Source organism: Thermostichus sp. MS-CIW-25 (assembly GCF_054060015.1).
In genome coordinates this window covers 78,739-90,892 of the sequence record NZ_JBSSCS010000002.1, presented here as the reverse complement: position 1 = coordinate 90,892, position 12,154 = coordinate 78,739, and the positions used below count along the sequence as shown (strand labels likewise).

Sequence of the window (12,154 nt, the reverse complement as noted above, 5' to 3'; positions counted from 1 at the left end):
TCCTCTCCAGCAATCACACCCCCAGGATACCGAACTTTATCGCAGCCACTTCTACGCGAAGGCGATCCCTGCTCTGCTCTACAGCTAACCGTGCGAGAGCGGCTGCTACCCCTAAGATGATGACAAATGTTTTAGAGTATTAACTTTTGTTATGAACTACAAAGCCCTCACCCTTGGGCTGACGGCGGCTGCTTGCTTAGCCTTGGTAGGCTGTGCCAGTTCCAGCAGCGATACGGCCATTGCCCCGCCGACGCCTACCCCAACTCTCTCTCCCAGCCCTACGCCGCTGCCCAACCTCGTCGCCGTTGCCGCCGCCAACCCCGACTTCAGTACCTTGGTGACGGCCCTGCAGGCAGCGGGCTTGGTGGGGACTTTGCAGCGGGAAGGTCCCTTCACGGTATTCGCTCCCACCAATGCTGCTTTTGCCGCTTTGCCCCCTGGCACGGTGGAATCTTTGCTGCGACCTGAGAACCGGGCAGAGCTGGTGCGCATTCTCACTTACCACGTGGTTCCTGGCTTGGCTCCTTCCAGTGCCCTCAGATCCGGCCAGCAGGTAACGACTTTGCAGGGATCCCCCGTCACCGTCACGCTTCTTGAGGGCGGACGGATTCGCATCAACAACGCCAACGTGATCGCCGCGGATATTCAAGCTTCCAACGGCATCATCCACGTCATCGATGCAGTCTTGATCCCGCCGCGTTAGGAATTGGGCCACCACTTCGGGCATCATAGAAGCATCGAGATCCAGCACTTTATTGGGGAGATTCAGCGTGGAGCGGCCTAAGTGGGTAGCAATCGTTACAGGGATCCTGGCCATTGCTCTGGGGGTGGGCTACTTGCTGCTGGCACAGCTGTTGGATTATCGCGGGGGCGAGTTTTTGCCGGCACCGCTGGAGCCGCCGGCGATTTTGGGAGAGGGGATCCCTGGCTCATTGGGCCGGTTGAGCTGAGGGCGCTTTTGACTCCCCGCTCCCTTCTCTGGTCTCTTGCTCAGCTACTTCTCAGCAAAGCTCTCGACAAAAAAGCTCTCGACAAAACTGTATGCTCAGCTACAGCAAGCCCTATGCTGGAGAAGCGACTCGGATGGCTCAGCAATTTTGGGTTGCTTGATTTGAAGATTTGGGCAGGCTGTGGGTTGGGATGGTGTTGTCGCGCTCCACTTGGGTGTGGTTATGGGCAGGGCTGGGTTTGGCGGCCCTGAGCCAATATCTGCAGTGGGTTGGCGGGATCTACAGCTTCGTGGCTCCCCACTCCGAGCCTCTTGCGGATCTGGTGGTGGGCGCCATCCTTGGGGGGACAGCAGCAGCAGGTCTGGCAGCGCGCCATTGGTGGCAGCAGGCTCGCCGACGGCAAAGTGCTCCAAGTCAGCGGACACAACCGCTGCGGCGGGTTAAGTTAACTCGGAATCAGGTGCAAGCCGATCTGGAAGATGCCGATCGCCTGATCCAGAAGCTGCAGAATGACATCAGTCGCCGTGCCCTGCGTGCCAAGCTGCAAGAGATCAATCAGCGGCTTAACCAGGAGGAATTGCATCTGGTGGTGTTCGGCACCAGTTCCGCCGGCAAGACCTCGTTGATCAATGCCTTGATGGGCCGACCAGTGGGCGAAACAGCCCCCACCCTGGGCACCACCCAGCAGGGATCCATCCACACCTACCAATTGGAGGGCTGGAACGGCCCCATTTCCCTTACCGACACACCTGGGCTGCTGACGATTGGGGGAGCAGGTGAAGCGGAAGCCCGCGCCCTGGCCCAGAAGGCGGATCTGCTGATCTTGGTGGTGGCCGGAGACCTGCTGGCTTCGGAATATGCCGAAATGCTGGAGTTGGCCCGGCTGGGCAAATCCGCCATCCTGGCCCTCAACAAAACCGATCAGATGCTGCCGGAGGATGTAGAGACCATCTTGGCCCATTTGCGCCGACGCACCGCCGGTGTTATCCCTGCCGAACAGGTGGTGGCCATCGCCGCTGATCCAGAGCCCCTCAAGGTTCGCTACTACTCCGAAGATGGCTCTGTGTGGGAAACTTGGGAGCCGCAGCCCCCCGAGACAGAGGCCCTCATTCAACAAATGGCTCACCTGCTGCAGCAGAAGGGATCCCACCTGCGCTTGGCCAATGCTCTGTTGCAAACCCGAACCTTGACCGAAGCTGCCCAACAGGCCCTACAGGAGGAGCGCTGCCAGCAGGGTCGTCAGATCGTGGAACGGATGCAGTGGGCCACCGCTGCTGCCCTGGCGGCAAACCCTCTTCCTGCTTTGGATGTGCTGGCAGGAGTAGCCATTCAGGCGCGCATGATTGGGGAACTGCACCAGGTGTTTGACCGACGCATTACCTTGCGCCGGGCCCAGCAAATTGCCCAGAGTTTGGCGCAAATGGTGGTGCAACTGGGGGGGCTGGAGCTGGCTACTCAGGCTTTGGGCTCTCTGCTCAAGGCCAGCCCCTTGATGGTTATGGGGATCCCCCTGCAGGCAGTGACGGGGGCCTATCTGACACGGGTGGCGGGGCTCAGTTACCTAGAGTGGCTGTCCTCTGGGGATCCCTGGCAAGAGGAAATCCTGCAAGAGCGGGTTAGGCAGCAGCTCCAAAACCGTCATCCTCTGGCCTTTCTCACCCAACTGGCCCGCCAAGCCCATTCCAATAGCTAGTCGAAGCATCCATCTTTTCGCCGCCGCAGGCCCAACCTATCCCGTTCTCCGCCCGCCGCAGAAAATCCATTACACTGAGTACAGCTTTTTCTAACTTAACTTTGTAGAAGTTCTGTAGATTAGCAGGCTCCAGGTCACACAAGAGAGAACATTTGTACCAGCCATACTCAGTGTTGCCGGAAAAAGTTGCACAATTTGTTAATCACAAGTCAAGCCCAGTCCATCATTTTGTAGTCTGCTGCCCTAAACTGGCTCCGTTTGCGCCTTATGTCTTCCATCAACCCGACCTTGCCCATTCAGTGGATCGACGCGGATTCGGGAGAGGTGGTGGAAGAATGCCCTTGGGAGAGCAGTCCCCATCCGGGCACCTACGTCCAACTGGCAGAGCAGCACTACCTAGTTCTGGAAAAGCGTCATTCCTACCGGCTCCGGCAAGGCAAATACCACCTGTGTGGGATCCGCGCCCTGGTGCGTTCGGTCACCCCACCTCAGGAAGTGGGAAGGTTCCTGGGGGATCCCTCCTGTCGGTTTAATGCTCACTCGCCCTTGCTGCGTTGTGCCGTCAACCCCAGCGGGCCCTGTCAGGGCTGCCCCCACTACGAGTCGGCCCCGCGTTGCTAGCCCTCCAGCTCCAGAGCCATGACCTGGGTGAGCACACGGTTGGTGTTTTCGCGAAACTCAGCCACGCTCACCCGCCCCAACAAATACACAGCCAGCAACATCACCGCCGCCTCCACCCCAAAGACGGTGGCATAGGCAAGCACTGAAGAAGTGGGGAAGAGAATGCGCCCCAGATCGAGCAAAGCCCCGCCGAGCAAGGTGGAAACCGCCTGGGACATGGCCTGGGCCAGACCCCAAGCCCCGATAAAGGTGCCTGCCGTCTCCGCTGCCGTCAAGTCCAACATGAGGCTAATGGCGCCATTGGTGGTGATCCCAGAAGCCAAACCAAACAGGATCATGCACAGTTGCAACAGCCGTGGATTGCCTGTAAACCCTGAGGCAATGGTCAGCCCAAAAGAGATGGCCACCAGCAGGCAGCCCAGACGAGCCGTTGTCTGTTTGCCCAGCTTGGGCACAATGAAAAATCCGGTCAGCACAATCCCCACCAAAATGCCCAAACTCCAAAAGGCATTGAGTTGGGTGCTCTGGGCCACCGTCATGCCAAACACCTCGCCGCCATAGGGTTCTAGGATCGGCTGTTGGATAAACAGGCCCATGGTCATCAACACCAAGAAGCCGAAAAAGATCAGGGTTTGGCGGCTGGCGGTCAGCACCTTGATGGCCGTACCCAGGGTGATTTGGTCTTCTCGTCCGGCCAAGGTGGAACGGGATCCGTAGCGGGAATAGCGCTTTTCCACTCCCCAGGTGGCGATCACCCCCAGCAGGATCACCACAGCTGGAATGATGACGAAGAGGCGGTTGACGGTGCTCTGCAGGTTGTCTGGCTGCAAGCCCCGCAGCAGAACTGCCGAGCCAATGGCCCCGCCGGCAATCCCCACCATCAACATGGACCAGACGATCCCCACCAACTTAGAGCGGTTGTCCTCGTCTGACACATCCACCAGCAAAGCCGCAAAAGGCGTGGAGCAGGCGCTGAGGCAGAGACCATAGAGGGCAAACATCAAACAGGCCAAGCCTATCCAGCCATAGGTGGCTCCAGACCAACCCATAGCCGCAAAGCTATCCCCCAAACCCCACACCACCTGCACCCCCAGGAAGATGCAGACCGCAAACAGCACCGATCCCAGACGCACATAGCCGGTGCGATGCAGGCCAAACAGGGGCTTGGCATCCGAGAGCTGCCCAAACCAAACCCGAGCCGGGGAGACCAACTGGTGCATGGCCAGGGATCCCCCCACCACCGTTGCCGGGATGGCCAGCAGATCCGTGTCGATCATGACGCGGTTCAGCACTCCCAGAGTGAGCAGCGACATCATTCCCAAGCCCATTTGAAACAGGCCCAGGCGGAACATGACATGCAGCGGCAAAGACTGAACCTGCACCTGAGGCTCTGGAGAAGTTGAAGTTACAGAAGCGTTGACCTCGGGATCCCGGCGAATACTGGCCATGATCTGGAATATTTCGAAAGGGTGCTACAGCTTTTTATCGTAGCCCAGGCGGCCTGGGATCCCGGCAAAAGCATGGGGTTGCCAAAAGCGAAACCGCCACGTCCTCTCCCCTTTTGGGAGCTATTGTCAGGGTATAGTCCCCCAATTTCCAATCCTCAGGAATATTGCTATGCGCGCCCCCATCCCCTGGCTGCTGAGTTCACTGAGCTGGGTGAGCGTTTCCCTGGCCGGAGCAGCCCTCGTCCCTACACTGATGGTGTCCACCTCGCAGGCAACCCCTATGGATTTTCCGCTCCACCAGTCCCTTTCTTCCCCCTCGCCTTCGGAGTGGGCAGAGTACTTGGCCTACAGGCAGGTCATCGACCGGACGATCTCCATGACCTGGGATCCGCAAGCGCGAGCCTTGGCAAAGCAGTATGGGCTGGATATCGTCAACATCACCTGGGAAGATACCGGACGCCACAAGGGATCTGCCCTTGGCCCCAACATCAGCGACATGACCATCCAGGTACACCAGCTCAACCCCAGAACGGGTCACTACGAGCTGAGCTTGATGCCGGTGATCCGCTACCCCAACTTTACCGATCTGTCTGCCGACCTGCCCCTCGACAGCCTGCAGGTGCTGGTGGGCAATGAAAAAGGAAAACCCCTGCAACCCGTGTCGTTGCGAGAGCTGCTGGGGAATCTGCGCCGCTACTTACATGATCCCGGCTCTTGGGCCGGCAACCGGAACTCCCTGCTGGCTCCACGGGATAGCCATGTGTTGGTGAGCGCCCAAGCTGCCTTTTTGCCCATCCCTGCCGGGGGATCCGCTCAATTCAACCCGGTGCTGTTCAACTACCAATCCTATCCCGGTAACCCAGCCGTACTGGCCATTTTGGCCACCCGCGAGGGCACCAGCATTACGGTGATCGAGAACCGCACCGAAGATAAGGTAGATAAGGTGGGCGAAGCTATTTGGGGCCAGCGCCTTTTCTTCAATCAAAATGGTGAACGGGCCAGCCTCACCGGGCAGCGCCTCAGCGATTTTCGGGCTGAGCAAGCCGCCGACCCAACCCCCAGAGATCCCCATTCGGCGGAAGTAGCAGAAGAAGCCCTGAATCTGGTGATGCTGATCCAAGTGCCTCTTCATCAGCGGCAGCCGCCGCGAAGGGAAGTTGAGGATATCTCTGTCAAGTTTTTCGGACCCGCAGCCGACCTGGCCGGCCTCAGCAATGTAGAAGCCGCTGTCATCGGACATGGAGAGGTAGAGGGCCCCTTCACCGAGGTCAACAACCTGGACATCGAGCGGGATCCCCGCTTTCCCATTCGGGTCACGGTCCAGTTCTACAAAGCCACCGACAATGGCGTGGTCTCTGCTGAAGACATGGCCCAAATCCACCATCAAATTGCTCGCGTCTATCGAGAGGCCGACTATGTGGGCAGCTTGGTGCTTCAGCGGGACACAGGCCGACCTACGGAGTACGACCGCGATGCAGAGACAGAGCGCCCCTTTCCCTTTCCTGGGTGGCCGTGGCGTTAGGGCCTACTGCGCATTCTTCCCACAACCTGCAAGCGAGGGGCAGCATCTTCTCGCCCTAGAGTTTCTCTACTACACTGACAACTGACCTGGTGCCAAGGTCTCATTTCTTGAGGCCATGGTGCTTGTCTGTGCCAGCTCTTGCCCAAGGCAGTGGGGAGTTTTTCCTGCAACACTATGGCTGACGCAGTTCCCGTTCGGCGCTACGACCTGTTTGTGCAGGCTTCCCGGCTGCTGCAGCGCTACCGGCAGCTCACGCCGGAACTCCGTCCCATAGGGCTAGAGGTGGCTCTGGCCATCCAGTATCACCGCGCTCAGGCCGGATCGGGATCCCTGCTGCCTTGGGTGGGATCCCCTCGCGGACTGCCCTTGCAGCAAGTGGCCCAGCGCATTTGCGACCCGTTTTACAGCAAAACCCATCCTCTTTTGCCGACCCTACCCGAAACCGGCGAGCCTTTGGTGTGGCCTCTGTTCAACCAGGGGGAAAACGGCTTGATCCAGCCCCTGGCCCCGAGCAAAGTGGGCGGGAAACTGGCGGAACGGCGCTGGCTCAAAGCCTGCAACAGCCAGGAAGGGATCGGCTGTCATGCCTTGGCGGCCCACTTGTGGCAAGACGAGCGCTTTTTGGCCGAAGACCGGGATCTCTGTCCTTTCCGCCTTTATGATGGGCGCTACCCCTTGAGCGTGGATCAAGGGCGACAGACTTGCGGCTTTGACGATCACCCCTGTGGCTGGCAGCCGGGACACCCCAAAATGTTGCAGGTGGTGGGCAAAGGCAAACAGGCCGAGATCCTGCTCCCCCACTGGACGGATGACATGTGGGCGATGCTCATTCCCTCCCATCGTCCGCTGCCGATTTACCCGCTCTTGGTGATGCTTTACTTTGGCCAAGAAACTTTGCAAAAGGGGCGGAGCAGCCTCTCCATCGAGCAATTTCGTCTGGATTTTCAGTTTAGCCAGTCTCAACTGCACCTGTTGTTCGACACCCACCCTGAGCACCCCTTGAATCGACACCTGCTTACCTGGGCTCAGCAGCCAGAGGTGGAGTGGGGATCCACAGAACTCTTGCCCCAGATGCCGCCCCTCCTGCATCAACCTGCTGGGGGCAAGGTGGTTTTGGATCCCGATGAGCCGCCCCAGTTCCGCAGCAGTGGGATCCCTCACAGCGCCGGGACAGACCCGCTGATGGCAGAACGCCGCCGTCGACGTCAGTTGGAGCGCAGCGAGCGCCACAACGAGATCTTGCACCAGTTTCGCCGCTGGTTCCGCCTGGCAGGATTGGAAGTCCGGGAGGATCAGCATACCTTTGACTTTTTGGCCGTGGCGGACGGGCATCTGCTTTTGGCCGAAGTGAAGCTCCTGCACCACAAGGATGCGGCAGAGGCTTTGCAGGAAGTGGTGGGACAGTTGCTCTACTACGAGCGCTTTGCCCTTGGCCCCTGGATCGAGCAGGGCTTTTCCGTCCAGAAGGCCGCCGTTTTCGATGGGCCACCGCCAGATCCCTATGTGCGATTTCTAGAAGACCTGGGCATTGCCACCTACTGGATCAACGAGCAGCAGATGATCGATGGGCCAGAAAACTCTTTACGCCTGCTGCGCCAGATGGGGGTGCGGGTACGACCGGATCCCGAATTGGGGGATTAGGGGAAAAAGCCTGCCCATGTTCTCCCCTGAGTTTTGACTCAGGCGGGGGTAACTTCTTGTCTTCTTAAGCGTACCTTAGCTGCCCCTTTACTCAGATTCCTTCCTGAAGATGGTATCCATATAGTCCATATAGACGGTAAAAATACGGGATCCTTTGAAGTTTCGGGAGGAGTGAAGCAGATGTGGTCTAGGGTTACTTCGCGTCGTGTTGCCCAATCAATTGCGGTGCTAGTTTTTGGTTTGGTGCTTTTGGTTTCTCTGCAAGGGCGCGGCTCCAGAAGAACTCTTTTGCCAATACTTACACCTGTGCCAGCACCGACCCCGACTTCAACACCCACAGCCACGCCAACACCGACGCCCACGCCGGGAGGCTGTGATCCCAACGCCAACCTGATCCCAGTTGGCACTGTCCAGGGCACTGGCTTCACTTCCCCCCTGGTGAACCAAACAGTCACGGTTTCTGGAATCGTAGTAGGAGACTTTGAAAATGAGGGGGTGGCTGGCCAAACCTATCTCCAGGGCTACTACCTACAAGATGATGGTGACGGGAATCCCGCCACATCAGATGGCATCTTCGTTTTCAGTGGCACAGCTAATAACGTCAGGCTTGGGGATAGGGTTCAGGTGACCGGAACGGTTGCTGAGTTCCGCCAGCAAACCCAGCTCTCCAACGTCACCAGCTTTACTGTCTGTAGCTCTGACAATCCGTTGCCGGCCCCAGTGCAGATCTCTCTACCGCTGACTGCGGAGCAAAGGGAAGCTCTGGAAGGAATGCTGGTCACATTTGGAAATCAGCCCCTGTTTGTAACCGACTCCTTCTTGCTGGGACGCCACGGGGAGCTGAGTGTGGCCACAGAGCGGTTGTTCACTCCTACGCAAATTGCGGCTCCCAGCCAGGCAGCTGCCATTCAAGCGGAAAACGACCAAAAGCGGATTCGCATTGATGACCGGCTGCTCACCCAAAACCCAGATCCGGTTATCTACCCCACTCCGGGTGGCCTGAGCGCAGCTAACACTGTGCGCGGCGGCGATCGCGTCAGCAACATCACCGGGATCATGACCCAGTTGCGAGGCCGGAATGTCAGTGGCGATGTGGATGCGACCATCGACTACCGTATCCACCCCAATGATCCCAACAACTTGCCCAGGTTTACAGCCACCAACCCTCGCCCGCAAAACCCACCCTCAGTAGGGGGCTCCCTGAGGGTAGCTAGCTTTAACCTGTTCAACTACTTCAACACCTTCGGCAACGCCTGCTTCCCCAATAACTCCTCCTGTCGGGGAGCCAGCAACGCCACCGAGTTCACCCGCCAGCGGGATAAGCTCATCGAGGCTATTCGCCGCATGGATGCCGATATCGTAGGCCTCAACGAGTTAGAAAACGATGGATACGGTTCGAATAGTTCCATTCAGGATTTGGTGAACGGGCTCAACCAGGTCATGGGGGCAGGAACCTACGCCTTTGTGAATGTTGGAGTGCCCAACCTGGGCGGCGATGCCATCACCAACGGCTTTATCTACAAGCCAGCTACGGTTGAAATTGCCCCCGGCACTAACCCGGCCTTCCTGGACACAGGGGAATTCACCCAAGGCCCCGGACGCTTCCATCGTCCTCCTCTGGCTGTAACCTTCCGGCAGCGGAGCAACAACGCCACCTTCACTGTTGTGGTCAACCACTTCAAGTCCAAGGGTTCTCCCTGCGATCCTATTGACAACGATCCCTTCCAAGGCAATTGCAACGGCAACCGCACCCGGGCCGCTCAGCAACTCTTGAGCTGGCTCGCCACCAATCCAACTGGCTCCACCGATCCGGATGTGTTGATTATGGGGGATCTCAACTCCTACGCTATGGAGGATCCGATCAAAACTCTGGAGGCGGGCGGGTTCACCAACCTCAATAGCCCCAACAGCTACTCCTTTAGCTTCCAAGGACAGTGGGGATCTCTGGATCATGCCCTGGCCAACAGCAGTCTGAGACCCCAAGTTACAGGCTCAGCTAAGTGGCACATCAACGCTGATGAGCCCGTGAGCTTGGACTACACCCTGAGCTTCAAGAGTCCCTCTCAGCAGAGCCTCTTCTACGCCAGCGATCCCTTCCGCTCTTCCGACCACGATCCGGTGCTCGTTGGCTTGAACCTGACTCCGGCCCCAACACCGACGCCGACGCCCACACCGACACCGACGCCCACACCGACGCCCACGCCCACACCGACGCCGACGCCCACACCGACACCAACTCCTCCTTCCGTTAACCTGCCTTTGACTGAAGGCTTTGATAACTGCAACCCTGCTCCAGCCGGCTGGCAGATTGTGGATGTGGACGGCGACACCAGTCGTTCCTGGCGTTGTGTCAACTCCCTTGCCGAGGCCAACGCTTTCAACGGTCAGCAACCGGGTAATGACTGGCTGATCACTCCTCCTCTGAACCTGGCTTCCGTCAGCAACCCAGTTCTGACCTTCCGCAATCAGAGTTCTTTTAGCGATAACGGCCTTCCTCCTTCGCAACAACTAAGCGTTCTTTACTCCACCAACTACAGCGGTGCAGGCACTCCAGCGGCAGTGAATGCAGCCACTTGGACTGCTCTGACGATTCCCACTCTCTCTACGGGCTCTACGGGCAGCTTCGTCGACTCCGGCCCGATTTCTCTGGCTGGGATCCAGCCTTCCAACCGTGTTTACATTGCCTTCCGCTATCGCTCTTCTGGTACAGCTTCCGGCTCGGCCACTCGCTGGCGGGTGGATAGTGTCAACATCTCCGGGAACTAGGTGTGGGATCCTAGTGCCAACCTGAGTCTGATTGGCAGTGGCTGGGAAAGTGGATCTGCTTCCTCAGCCGTAACGCTCTCCTATGTGGTCTTGGCCGGGATCCACCGTTGCTCAGCGGGTTTCGAGCAGAGGGATTGACTTTTGGAGCACGGACTAAAGGGAGAGGAGCCGGGGGTGGTTGCCTTTGGCGGCACGGAGCGCTTAAGACACTTCGGGAGAAAAATGGTTGAGGATCCGGGGGGATTGCAATGTCCTCGTCTCAATCGAAATGACCTCATTATGGGATCCCCACCTGGGCGCAGATTTGCCCCTGTCGGTCGAACAACGTCACCGCCAACAGCAGGGATCGACCGGCATACTTTTGCACATAGCCTGCGGCTCGCTCCAGGATTTGACGGGCCAACTCCTCCATCACGGGTGCTGCCCAGCCAAGGCCATCCAGATGGTGCACCGCTGCCTCTACTGTCCGCAACTCCAGCACTTGCCGTGCCTGTTCTGCCGTTCCCCCACGCCGGATCAGGGCTGCCGCCAGAATTTCCAAGCGGGCATCGGCCACGTGGCTGGAAGTGGTGAAGATCCCCCCTGCCAGCTTGATCAGCTTGCCGTGGTAGCCGATCAGATGAATGGACTCCGCCCCCCGCAGCGCCGCTTCCACCAGCAACGGCCCTATCCAATTGGCTACTCGCAGGATCTGGTCTTCCGGGATCCCTTGCCGCAGCGCCACTTGCTGCCCATGGCTGCCCACGCAAAAGATCAAATGCTTGTGCCGCTCCAACTTTTGTTGCAGCTCTTGGCGGGCTTGCTCTAAGCTCTCAACACTTGAGGAAGGCTCCACCTCCGCCCGCGTTCCCAACAGGGCCAGCCCTTCCAGCACCCCAAAAGCGGCATTGGAGGTGCGCTCCGCCAGCAGCTTTCCTTCAGGCAAGATAATGCGAACCCGCAACCGGCAATCGGGGGGGATCCCGGGCAAAAGATTGATCTCAAACAAACGGCGGGCATAGGCATAAATGGCCGGGCTGCCATCGGTGCGTCGCCCCAGCCCTTCCCCGGCTTCCAAGATCAAGGGGGGATCCTCGGGATCCCTCTCCTCCAACCTCACCCAAGCCCAGACCGGCGTGTCGCGGGTGAGATCCAGGTGGGGGCCGGGATCCGAGCGGGTAATGGCCAGAGCTGTTGCCTTCTCCAAGGCAGCTACCTGCTCCACCGGGATGTGGATCCGAGCCTCAGGGGACTGGGGCTCAGCCTGCACCGCAACAACCAAGCGCCCCCCTTCCTTCTCCAAAGGGATCCCCAGAAGGTGGTGAAGAGCAGCCCTGGCCGAGGCAACGGCGAAAACGGGCAAGGTATAGCCCCGCGGTCGGGATCCCTGAACAGCATCCTGCATCTGCACAGCTTTTTGCTTCGGAAATGGATGACCGGAAAACCAAAATCTCCGGAAAATGCACACCTCAATTGTGGCTTGTGAGAGAACCCAGGAGTTTCGGGGAACACCTCCCGGAAGCAATCGTTAAAT

At 58.7% G+C, this 12,154-nt stretch carries 9 protein-coding genes; 7 read left to right on the top strand and 2 right to left on the bottom strand.

The window, feature by feature from the left end:
* Nucleotides 1-151: 151 nt before the first annotated feature.
* From ACVWZ1_RS01350 to ACVWZ1_RS01335, 4 genes are all read left to right on the top strand, one after another.
* Nucleotides 152-703, top strand: a complete 552-nt coding sequence (locus tag ACVWZ1_RS01350; RefSeq protein ID WP_414349731.1) for a fasciclin domain-containing protein — start codon at nucleotides 152-154, stop codon at nucleotides 701-703.
* 67 nt (nucleotides 704-770) lie between these two features.
* Complete coding sequence (locus ACVWZ1_RS01345) at nucleotides 771-950, top strand: hypothetical protein (protein WP_414349732.1); 180 nt, start codon at nucleotides 771-773, stop codon at nucleotides 948-950.
* Between the two features lie 190 nt (nucleotides 951-1,140).
* Nucleotides 1,141-2,643, top strand: a complete 1,503-nt coding sequence (locus ACVWZ1_RS01340; protein WP_457502330.1) for a DUF697 domain-containing protein — start codon at nucleotides 1,141-1,143, stop codon at nucleotides 2,641-2,643.
* Nucleotides 2,644-2,910: 267 nt separating this feature from the next.
* On the top strand, nucleotides 2,911-3,264 hold the full coding sequence (locus tag ACVWZ1_RS01335; RefSeq protein WP_414349734.1) for a DUF6464 family protein: 354 nt from the start codon (nucleotides 2,911-2,913) through the stop codon (nucleotides 3,262-3,264).
* Here the strand turns inward: ACVWZ1_RS01335 and ACVWZ1_RS01330 are convergent.
* Nucleotides 3,261-4,712: a BCD family MFS transporter gene (locus ACVWZ1_RS01330; RefSeq protein WP_457502329.1), complete on the bottom strand. Its 1,452-nt coding sequence runs from the start codon at nucleotides 4,710-4,712 to the stop codon at nucleotides 3,261-3,263. The genes ACVWZ1_RS01335 and ACVWZ1_RS01330 overlap by 4 nt on opposite strands.
* Nucleotides 4,713-4,881: 169 nt before the next feature.
* Between ACVWZ1_RS01330 and ACVWZ1_RS01325 the strand changes: the two genes are divergently transcribed.
* The 3 genes from ACVWZ1_RS01325 to ACVWZ1_RS01315 all read left to right on the top strand — a co-directional run bounded on the left by ACVWZ1_RS01325 (nucleotide 4,882) and on the right by ACVWZ1_RS01315 (nucleotide 10,641).
* On the top strand, nucleotides 4,882-6,234 hold the full coding sequence (locus ACVWZ1_RS01325; protein WP_457502328.1) for a hypothetical protein: 1,353 nt from the start codon (nucleotides 4,882-4,884) through the stop codon (nucleotides 6,232-6,234).
* Nucleotides 6,235-6,408: 174 nt separating this feature from the next.
* Nucleotides 6,409-7,875: a hypothetical protein gene (locus ACVWZ1_RS01320; RefSeq protein WP_457502327.1), complete on the top strand. Its 1,467-nt coding sequence runs from the start codon at nucleotides 6,409-6,411 to the stop codon at nucleotides 7,873-7,875.
* Between the two features lie 306 nt (nucleotides 7,876-8,181).
* The gene (locus ACVWZ1_RS01315) at nucleotides 8,182-10,641 is read left to right on the top strand and encodes an ExeM/NucH family extracellular endonuclease (protein WP_457502326.1); all 2,460 of its coding nucleotides are present in this window, start codon (nucleotides 8,182-8,184) and stop codon (nucleotides 10,639-10,641) included.
* A 277-nt stretch (nucleotides 10,642-10,918) separates the two neighbouring features.
* Here ACVWZ1_RS01315 and cbiD read toward each other — a convergent pair whose 3' ends face one another.
* Entirely contained in the window at nucleotides 10,919-12,025 is a 1,107-nt protein-coding gene (cbiD, locus tag ACVWZ1_RS01310) for a cobalt-precorrin-5B (C(1))-methyltransferase CbiD (protein ID WP_457502325.1), read from the bottom strand.
* Nucleotides 12,026-12,154: the final 129 nt, after the last annotated feature.

Bases quoted from the DNA above. Each gene is read 5' to 3' on its own strand.
- ACVWZ1_RS01350 (WP_414349731.1), top strand. From the start codon at position 152: ATGAACTACAAAGCCCTCACCCTTGGGCTGACGGCGGCTGCTTGCTTA.
- ACVWZ1_RS01340 (WP_457502330.1), top strand. From the start codon at position 1,141: ATGGTGTTGTCGCGCTCCACTTGGGTGTGGTTATGGGCAGGGCTGGGT.
- ACVWZ1_RS01335 (WP_414349734.1), top strand. From the start codon at position 2,911: ATGTCTTCCATCAACCCGACCTTGCCCATTCAGTGGATCGACGCGGAT.
- ACVWZ1_RS01330 (WP_457502329.1), bottom strand. From the start codon at position 4,712: ATGGCCAGTATTCGCCGGGATCCCGAGGTCAACGCTTCTGTAACTTCA.
- ACVWZ1_RS01325 (WP_457502328.1), top strand. From the start codon at position 4,882: ATGCGCGCCCCCATCCCCTGGCTGCTGAGTTCACTGAGCTGGGTGAGC.
- ACVWZ1_RS01320 (WP_457502327.1), top strand. From the start codon at position 6,409: ATGGCTGACGCAGTTCCCGTTCGGCGCTACGACCTGTTTGTGCAGGCT.
- cbiD (WP_457502325.1), bottom strand. From the start codon at position 12,025: ATGCAGGATGCTGTTCAGGGATCCCGACCGCGGGGCTATACCTTGCCC.